Origin of the sequence: Streptomyces luteogriseus (genome assembly GCF_014205055.1) — a bacterium.
GTDB classification, from domain to species: Bacteria; Actinomycetota; Actinomycetes; order Streptomycetales; family Streptomycetaceae; genus Streptomyces; species Streptomyces luteogriseus.
Map to the genome: position 1 here is coordinate 964,922 of NZ_JACHMS010000001.1, position 13,043 is coordinate 977,964.

Consider the following 13,043-nt stretch of genomic DNA (forward strand, 5'->3'; position numbering starts at 1 on the left):
TACGTATACACCGTAAATATATGGCGTCATCCTCAAGGCGCCGCACGCGGAGATATCGGCATCATGAACCACACTCATCAGCTCCCCGAGCTCCCCACCTCCCACGTCAACGGCTCCGTGCACCCCATGCGCCGGGCCGGGGACCGCCCACCGCCCCGCGCCACCGTGAGCCTGGTCGTCCCCGCCCGCAACGAGGCCCGCAACATCCCTTGGGTCTTCGAGCAGATACCGGACTGCGTCGACGAGGTCATCCTGGTCGACGGGGACTCCGTCGACGCCACGGTGCACATGGCGACCCGGTGCCTGCCGACCGTCCGTCATGTCGAGCAGAACGGCCCGGGCAAGGGCAACGCCCTGCGCACCGGCTTCCTTTCGGCGACCGGCGACCACATCGTGATGATGGACGCCGACGGCAGCATGCTTCCCGGGGAAATCCCGCACTACCTGCACTTCCTCGACAACGGCTTCGACTTCGTCAAGGGTTCGAGGTTCATCGCGGGCGGCGGCTCACTGGACATCACCCGCATCCGGCGGCTCGGCAACCAGGTACTGCTGGCCGCCGTGAACCGCCTCTACGACGCCAAGCTGACGGACCTCTGCTACGGGTTCTGCGCCTTCCGCCGCGACTTCCTGGACGACCTCGACCTGCACTCCACGGGGTTCGAGATCGAGACCGAGATGATCGCCCACGCCCTGCGTTCGGGCCTGCGCATCGCCGAGGTCCCGAGCCTCGAACTGCCCCGGCGCAGCGGGCGTTCCAACCTGCACGCCGTCTCCGACGGCCGCCGGGTGCTGCGCACGCTGCTGTCCGAACGGCCCGGGGCCCGCACCGCCGCGCGCACCGGCGGGAGCGCGGCATGAGCGTCACCCGGCGTCCGGCGTTCGCACCCCGCCCTCCGGCGGTGGATCCAGGTCCGGCCGGGCCCGTGTACACACCGATCCGGGTCGTCGACATCGATCTGACGCGGCCGTACGAGTTCCGTCCGCCCGCAGGCCCGGGCCCGGTTCGTCCGGCCGCGCCGGTGCTGGCCCTGGTGCGGCTGCGCGGCCGCCCCGTGGGTCTGGTCACGGCGGGCGGCCGGCCGGACGGCACGCCCGAGGATCTGTGGCGGTCCGTGGCCGGCACGGCCCGGCGGCGGTTCCTGCTTCCGCGCGCGGGAACCCCCGCCCGGGGCACCTCGGTCGTCCCGCCGTCCATCAGCGTGATCATCGCGACGCACAACCGGCCGGACATGCTCCGAAGGTGCCTGGACACCCTGCTGCGGGTGGAGTACCAGGACTTCGAGGTGATCGTCGTGGACAACGCCCCGGCGGACGACACCGCCGAGCGGCTGGTCCGCGACGCGTACGGGGACCGGGTCCGCTACGTCCTCGAGCCGATGGCGGGCCTGGCCCACGCGCACAACCGGGGTCTGGCCGCCGCCCGCGGCGAGATCGCCGCCTTCACCGACGACGACACCCTGGTCGACCCGGGCTGGCTCGCCGCGCTCGCCGAGGGTTTCGCCCAGGACCCCGGCGTCGGCTGTGTGACGGGGCTCATCGTCCCGGCCGAGCTGGAGACCGCGGCCCAGGCGGCACTGGAGCGGCACGGCGGCTTCGCCAAGGGCTTCGCGCCGCGCACCTGGTCCCTGCGCCACCCCCCGCAGGACCCACTGTTCCCCTTCACGGCGGGACGCTTCGGCTCCGGCACCAACATGGCGTTCCGGACCGGCACGCTGCGCGAGCTGGGCGGATTCGACCCGGCCACCGGCACCGGGACACCGGCCCGCGGTGGCGACGACCTGCTCGCCTTCTTCCGGGTCCTGACAACCGGTCACACCCTGGCCTACCAGCCCGGCGCGATCGTCTGGCACCGCCACCGCCGCACCCAGGACGCCCTGGACGCCCAGGCGTTCGGCTATGGGGCAGGGCTGGGTGCCTATCTCACCGGCGCCCTGGCACGCGATCCGCGCATGATCCCGGCCCTGCTGCGCAGGCTGCCCCGGGGCATCCGGTACGCCGTCGCCCAGACCCACCGCAAGGCGCAGGCGGACAGCGCGCGGTCCCGACGGCTCGCGCGCCTGGAGCTGCGCGGGCTGCTGTACGGGCCGTTCGGATATCTGCGCAGCCGCCGCCGGAACCACGCCGTCCGCGGCCCGGGCTGAGGAGAGACCGTGTTCGTGTCCCAGGAAACAGCCGAAGCGCCGCAGGCCACGGGCCCATCCGGCCGGGGTCGTTCGCTGACCGCGGCGGTACGCACCGGGATCGCCCGTGTCCTGCCCAGCGAGCCCCTTGTCCGCAACGGCCATCTGCTGGCGATCAGTTCCCTGGTCAACGCGGGAGTCGGCGCGATCTTCTGGCTGTTCGCCACCCATTGGTACGACGACGAGGTCGTGGGCGTGAGTTACTCCGCCCTGTCCGCGTCCCTGCTGCTGGCCAACATCGGCCAGCTCAACCTCAACGACTTCCTGATCCGGTTCCTGCCGTGCTCGGGGCGCCAGACCCGCAAACTGCTGCTCACCTGCTACGCGGTGACCGCCTCGTGGAGCGCCCTGGTCTGCCTCCTCTTCGTCCTCGTCGTGCCCGCCCTGTCACCCGACCTGGCCTTCCTGCGGGACCCCCTGGTCGCGGCCTGGTTCGTGGCGGCGACGGCCGCGTACACCATCTTCGTCCTCCAGGACGGCGCGCTCACGGCGATGCGCCGCCCGGGCTGGGTGGTGGCGGAGAACATGGTCTTCGCCTTCGTCAAGATCGCGCTGCTGGCCGGCGGTGCCGTCCTGGCCCTGAAGACCGGGATCCTGCTGTCCTGGGCGGGAGCCCTGCTGGTCTCCCTCCTCGTCGCCAACTACCTGCTGCTGAGGCGGGCGGTGCCGCGCCACGAGCGGGAGAACCCCGAGACCGTGCGCCCGCCTCGGCTGAAGAGCTACGCGGCGGCCGACTACACGGGCTCGCTGTTCCGGATGGCCGCCTACACCCTCGTGCCCCTGATGGTGCTGAACGTCCTCGGGGCAAAGCAGAGCGCCTACTTCTCGCTCGCCTGGATCATCGGCTACGTGCTGTTCCTGGTGGTGCGCAACATGGGCAGCTCGCTGGTCGTCGAGGTGGTGCGCCGGCCCGAACGGCTCACCGAGCACGGGGTGCGGGTGCTGCGCCACTCCGGGATGCTGCTGGTCGCGGGTGTCATCGTGATCGTCGCCGGGGCCCCGTGGATCCTGCGGCTCTTCGGACCCGGCTACGCCGAGCACGGCACCACCCTGTTGCGTCTGCTGGCCCTGTCCGCACTGCCCAACCTGGTGTTCAGCGTGGCCGTGGACGTGCTGCGGGCCCGCCGCCGCATGCGCCTGGTGGTCGGGTTGCAGATCGCTCTGTGCGTGCTGGTGCTGGGCCTGGTGCACCTGCTGCTGCCGGTGTTCGGGGTGACGGGCGCGGGAATCGCCTGGCTGGCGGCGGAGTGCCTGATCGCAACGCCCCTGCTGATATGGCGCTCCGGCTGGCTCACTTCCGCTTCCGCGGAGGACGTCACCGGCTCCGGGAGGACCTCATGAACACCACACCGAGCCTGTCGGTCGTCGTGTGTGCCTACACGATGGACCGCTGGGAGGACATCCAGGCCGCCATCACCTCGGTCCACGCCCAGCGCCGTCCGCCCGACGAGGTCGTACTGGTCGTCGACCACTGCCCGGAGCTCCAGCGGCTCGCCCCCCGCCTGCTGCACGGCGTCCGCGTGCTGCCCAACCGCCATCGCAAGGGCCTGTCCGGTGCCCGGAACACCGGAGTAGAGGCGGCCGTCGGGGACGTGGTGGCGTTCCTCGACGACGACGCGACGGCCCATCCGTCGTGGGCGGCCCGCCTCCTGGCCCACTACCGCGACCCGCGGGTCGCCGGTGTCGGCGGGCTCGTCGTCCCCTGGTGGGAAACGGATCGGCCGGCCTGGTTCCCACCGGAGTTCGACTGGGTGGTCGGCTGCTCGTACCGCGGTCTGCCGGAGGAGCTCGCGCCGATCCGCAACTTCATCGGTGCCAACATGTCCTTCCGTAGGGAGGAGCTCCAGGCAGCCGGCGGTTTCCGCACCGACCTGGGGCGGGTGGGCACCCGGCCCCTGGGCTGCGAGGAGACCGAACTGTGCCTGCGCATCAGGTCCCGCCGCCCGGACGCCCTGCTGCTCCACGACCCCTCGGCCGCCGTCCGGCACCACGTCCCCGCCGCGCGCGCCACCTGGTCGTACTTCCGCTCGCGCTGCTACGCCGAGGGACTCTCCAAAGCGCTGGTCGCCCGCTACAGCGAGGGCGCGGCAGCGTTGTCCAGCGAGCGTACGTACCTCACCTCGACCATCCCGCACGCCTACCGCGAGGCCCTGCGGCGCGGCCGTCCCGCCCCGGCTCACACGGTCCTCGCCCTGACCCTCGGGGTCGGCGCCACCGCCGCGGGCTACGCCGTGGGCTCCGTGCGGGCCCGGCGCACCACGTCCCCCGCCGGCACGGCATCGGCCCAGCGCACACCTGCGAGGGAGCGCCCGGCATGACGTACCAGCCCGTCCCCGTGTTCCTGTACCACTCGGTGTCCGCGGACCCGCCCCCCTGGATCGCCCCCTTCACGGTGAGCCCGCGGGTCTTCGCCGAGCAGCTCGACCTGCTCGCGGAGAACGGGCTCGACGTCGTCCCGCTGCGGCGTCTGGTCGCCTCGTTGCGGGGCGGACCGCCGCTGCCGCCCCGGTCGGCGGTGCTGACCTTCGACGACGGTTTCGCCGACTTCCACTCCACCGTGATGCCACTGCTCGCCGCCCGGGGCCTTCCCTCGACCCTCTACGTCACCACGGGCGCGCTGGGCGGCCTGTCCTGGCCACCGGAACACGGCAGCCTCCTCCCTCCCGCCCCGATGCTGACCTGGCGTCAGGTCCGGGAGCTGGACCCGTTCGTCGAGATCGGCGGCCACACCCGGACCCATCCCCAACTGGACGCCCTCCCCCGGCAGTCCGCCCGCGAGGAGATCCGGGGCTGCAAGATCCGTCTGGAGGACGCCCTCGGACACCGGGTCGACGCATTCGCCTATCCCCACGGCTACTCCAGCCGCACGGTCCGCCGGCTGGTGGACGAGGCGGGCTGGACCTCTGCGACGGCCGTACGGTACGGCTTCAGCTCCGGCGCGGACGAGCCTCTGCGCATCGCCCGGCTGATGGTGCGCGCCGACACCACCCGCGGTCGCTTCCTGGCCTGGGCACAGGGCTCGGGCGCACCCGTGGCCCCGTTCCCCGAGCGGGCCAGGACCAGGGCTTGGCGAGGCTACCGGCGGCTGCGGGCCGGCATCGACCACCCCTACCCGTCTCTGCCCACATCCGCCCGCTGACGGCCCGTCACTCCTGCCAGACGCGCACCCAGTCCACCGTCATCCGGGCCGAGTCCACCGACGTGGGCGGCGATTCCGGAACCCCGACGGCCAGATTGACCAGGATCTCCATGGGCACATGCGGCACACGCTCGGGCTCGGTGACCCGGAAGCGCTCGACCCCGTCGACGTACCAGCTCACCTCGTCGGGGGTCCAGAGCATGCCGTAGACGTGCTGTTCCTCGGCGAACGGGACGGGGCCGTAGGTGCCGCGGGCCCGCTGGTCACCGTCCGGGCCACGCCAGTGCGTGTACATGAAGACCCGGTCGGTGCCTCCGAGGAACTCCATGATGTCGAGCTCCGGGGGCGTGAATTTGGACGCCGGCATCATCCAGAACGCCGGGAACATGCCCGCCTGTTCGGGGATGCGGATCGACGCCTCGAAGTATCCGTAGGTGAAGACGTGCCGGGGGTCGCCGTACCAGTCGTCCCGGCCGGTCGAGATCATGCCGGACCGCCAGGGGTAGGTCTTGTCGTCGCTGCCCCGTGTCTCGCGCCGCTCGGCGTTCAGGCTGAGCAGGCCGTCGCGGACGGACACCTGGCCGGGCAGGTACCACTGCTCCTCGTCGTTGCCGCTGTTGGTGCAGCCGTCCTGGTTCCAGTCGTAACAGGTGGCCCATCGGTCGGTGTCGAGTTCCGAGCCGTCGAACTCGTCGTGGAACGTCATCTTCCAGCCCTGCGGCACCGGTCGGGGCGGCGGCCCGTCCGGCTCGGTGGCGCCGCAGCCCACCGCCAGCACCAGTGCCAAGGCGGCCAGGGCGGGGCGCAGCCGTCGCGCGCGCACGGGGCTACCGCCGCTTCCCGGCCGTCACGGCGGCGGTGAGACGGCGGGCGGCGAAGCCGGTGCCGGTGACGAACCGCAGCAGCGGCCCGAAACTCGGGGCGGCCGCGAGCCCGGTGAAGTACAGGCCGGGCGCCGACGACTCGAACCCGGGGGTCAGCACCGGTGCTCCGGCGAAGACCCGCAGCGACTGCCGCAGGCCCGGATCGAGGACGTCCAGGCGACGGATGTCGACCCGGTAGCCGGTGGCGGCCAGGACGTGGTCGACCACGATGTCCTCCGGCCAGCCGTGCTCGTCGAGCAGCCGCAGCCGGACCACCCCGTACCCCGGCTCGGCGGCGACCAGCGTGCGGCCGCACAGCACCGGGAACCGGCCGGCCGCCCTCTCTTTCAGCCACCAGGCGCCGGACGGCCGCGGGACGGCGCGCAGCAACTCCATGCGCAGCGGCGCGGGGAGGCGGTGGCAGGCCGCCCCGCTCCGGCTGACGGCGCCCAGCAGCGGGCGTCCACGCCCGAGCGGCGAGCCGGGTCCCGGCCGCCGGGAGCGCTCACCCGAGCCGTTCGGCGGCGGGGGGTCGAAGAGCACAGCCGAGGTGCGGGCCACCACGGTGGGCCGGGCCCGGGTCTCGTGCAGCAGGGTCGCGCACTCGAGGGCGGACTGCCCGGCCCCGAGGACGGCCACGCGCTCACCGGCGAAACGACGCAGATCCCGGTGACGGCTGGTGTGCGAGGCGAGCCCTTCCTCGACGCACGCCCGCAACGCCCGGGGGACGTAGGCGTAGGGCACCGCACCGGTGGCGAGCACCACGGAGGCGGCGAGGAGTTCCTCACCCGTGTCGAGGAGCAGCCGGAAACCGCCCTCCGCGGAACTGATCCGGCGCACCCGGCACGGCTCCAGTTCGGGCACCAGGTGCTCCTGGAACCAGCGCCCGTAGTCGATGTACTCGGCCAGCGGAACCGGGCGGTGGTCGTCGGCCCCGGCCAGCCCTCGGGCCGCACGGAAGTCCGCGAGGGCGTGACCATGCCGCGGTGTCGCGATCGCCGAGGCGGCCGGGACGGTCTGCAGGAACATGCCCTCGGGCATGTGGGCCCGCCACGACTCCATCGTCTGCCCGAAGACCCGTAGGGGGACTCGGGCTGCTTGCAAGTGGCAGGCGGAGGCCAGGCCGTAGGGCCCGGCTCCGACGACGGCGATGGTGACCCGGTCGCTCGGCGGGCCGGGGCTCCGTGGCCGCGCGTGCGGGGTGCGGGGTGCCGTCCCTGCCCTGGTGCCCGGCTCGTGCCGGATGTCCGTCGTCGGGGCGGGCCGAGTGCCGGGGACCGGCGGCGCGTCGTCGGGGTCGGTGGGCCGCGCGCCGGGCCGGCGACCGCCCGGTGGGGGCAGCAGCGCCAGGAGCGACGTCAAGGCCGCGAGGGTGATGATCACGCGCGTGCTGGTGAAGGTTCCGGTGAGGTAGAACGGCTCCACCGCGAGGACCGCCAGGCACAGGCTGAGCAGCACGGCGAGGAACGCGGTCTCCACGACGAGGGGCCAGCCCTTCCCGTGCCAGGGCGTGGGCTTGGCCCACCGGGTGGCCGCCGCTCCCGGGCACAGCAGCAGGAACACACAGACGACCAGCATGCGCACGACGCCCGCGTCGGGCAGGGCCAGGGTCGCGGCGAGCGCGAGCCAGCCGGACAGCGCGAGCGCGATGCGCGACGGCCATCTCCAGCGTCCGGGGAGGCTCATGGGGAGCGTGGTCATGGCGCCTCTCCCGCGTCGGGGTTCTGGTAGCGGAACACCACGGCGTCCTCGTTGCGGAACACCCGCACGAAGCCCCAGGTCTCCGACATGGCCTTGTCCATGCGCCGCATGGTGTCGGCGGGCAGGGACCCGTTGAGGTAGCACTCGGCGGCCTGGGCGCGGCTCAGCACGATGTAGGCCGGTTCGCGCACGGTGGCACCGTCGATGAACGGGTCCAGCCCTTCGATCGGGTTCTCGACGAGCCGCTGACGGACCTTGAGGTCCTGTTCGTTGAGCTGGATCCGCGGATGCTTGTCGTAGTTCATCTCCAGGCCGGGCACGTCCGACGTGAGGGAGACGATGAGGGACCCGGGAGGCGTGGTGGCCGTGACGAAGTGGGTGGCCGCCACCTCCTCCTTGGTGAAGTAGTTGGCCGACTCCTTGCCGTAGTAGCCGAAGAGCAGCCCGCCGAGCATCGCCAGCAGCAGCGGGGCGACCAGGAACACGCGCAGCCGTGGGTGTCTTCGGGACTCGAACAGCAGGGCCGAGATGAGCAGGGCGGCGGCGGGCAGCGCGAACAGGTAGGCGCGGAAGATCATCTCGCCGCCGTAGGAGTTCGCGATCAGGACCGGCATGGGGGCCAGGACGAGCAGCGGCATGCCGGTACGGCGGGTCCAGCGGCGCCTGACGAAGGCGAGGGCCGCCAGCAGGAACACCGCGGCGGACAGGCCGCGGTCGATCCAGGAGACCATCACCTGCCCGGGCGCGGCCGTACCCAGGGTCGCCAGCCCGGAGACCACGTTGGAGTCCGGCTTCAGCAGCGCGCCGACGAACTCGCTCAGGTTGGCCGAGACGAACGGTCGCGCGACGGTGGCGTCCCAGATCACGGTCAGCAGCACCCCGGCCCCCAGTACCGGCAGCAGCACCCGTCGGTTGCGGCGCGGCAGGGACAGGGCGACCAGGGCGCTGACCATCATCAGCGGAGTCAGCGGGTGCGAGCAGACGATCACGCCCATGATCAGCACGACGAGCAGGAATCTGCCGACGGGCCAGGCTCTGGCCTTGTCGCCCGGTGGCCGCTCGGCGAAGGCCCGCAGCTGTCCCGTCAGGAGGGCGATCAGGGTGACGAAGAGCAGGAACGCGAACGCCTGCGGCGCGAAGTAGTCCTGCCCGACCCACGAGCAGGAGTAGAAGATCCAGACGGCTCCCCAGATCAGCCTCCGGTTCGTGGTCACGGCCCGGTAGATCAGCAGCAGCGGGGCGAGCAGCAGCACGTTGTTGACGGGCGGAGCCCACACCGCGTAGCCGAGTGACGACTCCAGGCCGGTGGCCTGCACCACCAGGGCGTTGAGGTGGAAGAAGCCCGGCCACTGGTCGTAGACGTCGAGTTTCTCCGCACCGGGCACGCTGCCGCCGTTGCGGATCATGGCGTCCACGACGGCGACGTGCTTCCACGCCCATCCGTAGCGCAGGGTCGGGTACAGCAGCGCGGGGGTGGCGTGCAGGATCGCGATCAGACCGAGGACGTAGGCGGCGAACCAGCCGCCCCGGGTCCGCCGGTCGGACAGAGCCACGCAGAAGCCGACGGCGAGCAGCCCGAGGGCGGCCCAGAAGAGCACCGGAAGCACCTGGAGCAGGCCCAGGTCGGTCATGGCGTTCAGATTCACGTGGCGCAGGGAGAGCAGCCACAGGACGAGCGCGACGGGCAGGGCGGCCCGGGCCGCCCACTGCAGTGCCGTCGTGCGCCGCCGGCCCGACGGCCCGACCGTCGTTCCATCGGGTCGCCGCGTCTCCAGGGGAGCACGCGGCGGCCACTGACCGATCGTCAGCGGCGAACGCTTGCCCATGGATATGCCTCCCGCACAGCGGGTGCGACGACCGGGCCAAGAGCGCCATCCGCGGCGCTTCCTCCATCGGCACACACCAGCGATCCATGCCGACCAATATGCGGCATAAGTGCTAAAAATTACGTTACTGCCGTTTGTGGCGACCGGCAGCGCGGCTGAACCGAGCGTCAGGGGAGAGCAGTGACATCACGAGTGAGGACGCCGTTCCGGCCGGTGCACCGCATGCGGAAGTCGCTCGTCGCTGCCTGCGCCGCTCTGGCGGTGCTCCTCCCGCTGGCGGCCTGCAACTCATCGGACCGGGGCGGCGGCGTCCCCCGGCCGGACCACATCGTGATCGTCGTCGAGGAGAACCGGGGCTACGAGGACATCATCGGCTCGCCCGAGGCCCCGTTCCTCAACGAACTGGCCCGCAAGGGCGCCAATCTCACCCAGTTCTTCGCCATCACCTATCCGAGCCAGCCGAACTACCTGGCCCTGTTCTCCGGTTCCACGCAGGGCGTCGACAACGACTGCCCGAACGACTTCTCCTCCCGCAACCTCGCCTCCCAGCTGCTGCAGGCCGACCTGAGGTTCACCGGCTACGCGGAGAGCCTGCCGAGCGTCGGCTTCAAGGGCTGCACGAGCGGCCCCTACGTGCGCCGGCACACACCGTGGGTGAACTTCACCAACCTGCCGAACTCCGTCAACCGCCCGTGGACGGACTTCCCGGAGGACTTCTCGGATCTGCCGGAGGTCTCCTTCGTCATCCCGAACCTCGACAACGACATGCACGACGGCGGTATCAAGCGGGGCGACGCCTGGCTGCGGGAGAACCTCGGGGACTACGCGGACTGGGCGATGACCAACAACAGCCTGCTGGTGGTCACCTGGGACGAGGACGAGGGCGGCGAGGACGAGGACAACCACATCCCGACCGTCGTCGTGGGCGAGCAGGTGGAGCCGGGCGACCACGACCAGCCCAACAACCTGTACGGGCTGTTGCGCACGATCCTGGACGCCTACGACCTCGGTCCGCTCGGCCACAGCTCCGAGGCCGAGCCCCTGGACATCTTCAAGGGCGGCGGCTGACCGGCCCCGTCAGGCGTCCTGGAACCGGATCGCCCGCTTGACGGCCGTGCGCAGGACGCGCTCGACCGTGGAGACGGGCAGCCGTTCCCGCCAGTACCGGGGGGAGGGGCGGCTCTCGGCCCCGAAGCCCGCCTTGAAGTGCTCCAGCGAGGAGCCGGGGGCGGACTCCCCCAAGTCGAAGATCCGGCAGCCCTGCTCGCATGCCTCCTCGATGGCCAGCCGGTACAGCAGCGGGGTCGCCCGGACCGGATGGGCCACGTCGCGGTTCATCGCGGCCCGCCAGAACTTGGCGTGCGGGCCGTGCCGCAGGACGACGATGGACGCGGCGGGCTCCCCGGCGTTCCAGGCCACCCAGACCGCGCAGGACGCGCCGAACCGCGCGGCCACCGCCGCCAGCCGCCCGGTGGGGAACTCCCGTCTCCTGCGCCACCGGGCCAGCGCCAGCGGCTCGTGCTGCTGTGCGGCCCAGCGCTCGATGGACTGCTCGTACAGCTCCTGGAAGACGGGAACGAGCCGGCCGGTGCGGTCCACCTCCACGTCGACGTGCGCCTTCTCGGCACGTCTGACGTCCCGCCGCACCCGGGAGTGGAAACGGTCCTGCCACAGGGTGCCGAAGCCGCCGTCGAGGTCCACCGCCTGTGTCATGTGGGGTTCCAGCCGGAAGGTCGCGGGGGCGGCCCGCTGCCACAACTCGGCGCCCTGCGGCCGGAAGCGCACCCCGACGCGCAGGGCGGGCCGGTGTGCCAGGTCGTCGAAGAGCGCCCGCGCCTGCTCGGGGGTCACATCCCCGGGGGTCAGCGGCCCGCCGATGCCCCAGCCGGCCGGCCAGGACTCCTCCGCGTCCAGTTGCCGGGGGCGCCGCCCCCTGTTGACGAGGGGCAGGACGATCCGGCCGCCGTCGGGGAACACGTAGAGCCGGCTGGCGTCCCGGTACGGCCCGGTCTCGCACAGGCAGTCGAGCCAGGTGGGGGTCTGGGTGACGCTGGTGTCCGGGTCCCGCGCGGCCAGGTCCCACCAGGTCCCGCGGGGGGCCGGGGTGGTGACGTGCGCGGGACCGGCGGCTGTGTCGATCAGCAGTTCAGCGGGTGTGTTCACGACCTTCTCCCACGGGAGCGTGCGCTCTGTGCCGCTTCTCGGGCGGGCTCCTCACCCTCGCGCGCCAGTACCTCCCCGAGCACGGCCACGACGTTGTCGGCGACCCATCGGTGGCTGCGCGCGTAGCGGGCCGACTTCTCCAGGTTCCCCGCGACATGCCACAGCCAGGTCAGCAGCGTCACGGCCGTTTCCGCCCGGCGCCCTGAGGGCAGGGCCCGCACGTCGGCGAGCAGCCGCCGGTCCCCGGGCAGGAGAGAGGCCCGCCGCACCACATCGGCGACGACGCCGCCGAACTCCCGCCCCGCGAGCTGGTGGCGCATGGTCAGCACGAAGGTGTGGCAGTCGAGCAGGGAGGGACCGTCCGGGACCGCGCCCGCCCAGTCGATCACCCCGGACAGGTCCCCCCGGTGCTCCGACAGCAGCACGTTGCCGGGGTGGTAGTCGCCGTGCGTCCACCCCACCAGCAGGTGGCGTCCGGCCAGGTCGCGCTCCACCCGTTCGCGCAGGGCCACCAGGGCCCGCGCACCCTCCCCGTGGCGGCACCAGCCGACCTCCTCGGCGAGGACGGCCAGCCGGGGCTTCACCCATTCGGCCACCCGGCCCGTCGCCTCCTGGGTCCGCCCGGTGGCGCGATGCAGCTCACGGATCGTCTCGAGGGCGGACCGGGTGACCCGGCGGGCCAGCTCCGGCGAGCGCCGCAGCAACACGTCGGCCTCCACGCCGGGCAGGCAGGACTCCACCAGCAGCGGCAGCGGCCCGTCCAGGCGCCGTTCCTCCACCACGGGAAGCAGCCGCCGCCACGCGCCGAGGCGCTCGTCCCGGGCCAGCTGCCGCACGGCCTCGCACTCGTGCGCCAGCGAGGCGGTCGCGCGGGCGCTGCGGGCGTGCTTGACCACGGCGGCCTGCGTGGCGCCGTCGTCGAGCCGGAAGACGAGGAGATCGGAGAAGGTCCGCCGGGGCCGGTGCGGGTCACCGTCTGCGCCGAGGGAGGCCGTGAGCCGGCGTGCCGCCAGCGCGTCTACGGGACGCGTCAGGAGAGGGGCGGGCCGCAGAGGGAGAAGGCCCCTCAGCTCCTCGGTGAACGTCATCCGGCACTCCTTTCCGCCAGATGCGCACGAATGGCCCCATATCATCTCCTTTCATCTTCAGTGCAGCTCGGCTGAGGTGC

At 72.2% G+C, this 13,043-nt stretch carries 11 protein-coding genes; 6 read left to right on the plus strand and 5 right to left on the minus strand.

Annotation, left to right across the window (positions count from 1 at the left end):
- Nucleotides 1-63: 63 nt before the first annotated feature.
- The 5 genes from BJ965_RS04405 to BJ965_RS04425 are packed head-to-tail and all read left to right on the plus strand — an operon-like array spanning nt 64 to nt 5,322.
- Entirely contained in the window at nt 64-861 is a 798-nt protein-coding gene (locus BJ965_RS04405) for a glycosyltransferase family 2 protein (RefSeq protein ID WP_184907442.1), read from the plus strand.
- On the plus strand, nt 858-2,144 hold the full coding sequence (locus BJ965_RS04410; protein WP_184907443.1) for a glycosyltransferase: 1,287 nt from the start codon (nt 858-860) through the stop codon (nt 2,142-2,144). Before BJ965_RS04405 ends, BJ965_RS04410 begins: the two co-directional genes overlap by 4 nt.
- Nucleotides 2,145-2,159: 15 nt before the next feature.
- Nucleotides 2,160-3,524 carry a lipopolysaccharide biosynthesis protein gene (locus BJ965_RS04415; protein ID WP_184907444.1) on the plus strand — a complete coding sequence of 455 codons (1,365 nt, stop codon included), beginning with the start codon at nt 2,160-2,162 and terminating at the stop codon, nt 3,522-3,524.
- Nucleotides 3,521-4,501 (plus strand): glycosyltransferase family 2 protein, encoded by a 981-nt coding sequence (locus BJ965_RS04420; protein ID WP_184907445.1) that lies wholly within the window; start codon nt 3,521-3,523, stop codon nt 4,499-4,501. Before BJ965_RS04415 ends, BJ965_RS04420 begins: the two co-directional genes overlap by 4 nt.
- Nucleotides 4,498-5,322 (plus strand): polysaccharide deacetylase family protein, encoded by an 825-nt coding sequence (locus BJ965_RS04425; RefSeq protein ID WP_184907446.1) that lies wholly within the window; start codon nt 4,498-4,500, stop codon nt 5,320-5,322. The genes BJ965_RS04420 and BJ965_RS04425 overlap by 4 nt, the downstream gene beginning before the upstream one ends.
- 7 nt (nt 5,323-5,329) lie before the next feature.
- On the opposite strand, the gene BJ965_RS04430 is transcribed toward BJ965_RS04425, so the two are convergent.
- From BJ965_RS04430 to BJ965_RS04440, 3 genes are read right to left on the minus strand one after another with little or no spacing between them, the layout of a single operon-like run.
- Nucleotides 5,330-6,145 carry a glycoside hydrolase family 16 protein gene (locus BJ965_RS04430; RefSeq protein WP_184907447.1) on the minus strand — a complete coding sequence of 272 codons (816 nt, stop codon included), beginning with the start codon at nt 6,143-6,145 and terminating at the stop codon, nt 5,330-5,332.
- 4 nt (nt 6,146-6,149) lie between these two features.
- The gene (locus BJ965_RS04435; protein ID WP_246545838.1) at nt 6,150-7,886 is read right to left on the minus strand and encodes an NAD(P)-binding domain-containing protein; all 1,737 of its coding nucleotides are present in this window, start codon (nt 7,884-7,886) and stop codon (nt 6,150-6,152) included.
- Complete coding sequence (locus BJ965_RS04440) at nt 7,883-9,712, minus strand: glycosyltransferase (protein ID WP_184907448.1); 1,830 nt, start codon at nt 9,710-9,712, stop codon at nt 7,883-7,885. Before BJ965_RS04440 ends, BJ965_RS04435 begins: the two co-directional genes overlap by 4 nt.
- 222 nt (nt 9,713-9,934) lie before the next feature.
- Here BJ965_RS04440 and BJ965_RS04445 point away from each other — a divergent pair, with 222 nt between their 5' ends.
- Complete coding sequence (locus tag BJ965_RS04445; protein WP_184907449.1) at nt 9,935-10,780, plus strand: alkaline phosphatase family protein; 846 nt, start codon at nt 9,935-9,937, stop codon at nt 10,778-10,780.
- A gap of 9 nt (nt 10,781-10,789) precedes the next feature.
- Here BJ965_RS04445 and BJ965_RS40090 read toward each other — a convergent pair whose 3' ends face one another.
- The gene (locus BJ965_RS40090; protein ID WP_184907450.1) at nt 10,790-11,875 is read right to left on the minus strand and encodes a GNAT family N-acetyltransferase; all 1,086 of its coding nucleotides are present in this window, start codon (nt 11,873-11,875) and stop codon (nt 10,790-10,792) included.
- Nucleotides 11,872-12,963 (minus strand): phosphotransferase family protein, encoded by a 1,092-nt coding sequence (locus BJ965_RS04455; RefSeq protein WP_184907451.1) that lies wholly within the window; start codon nt 12,961-12,963, stop codon nt 11,872-11,874. Before BJ965_RS04455 ends, BJ965_RS40090 begins: the two co-directional genes overlap by 4 nt.
- Between the last annotated feature and the right edge of the window lie 80 nt (nt 12,964-13,043).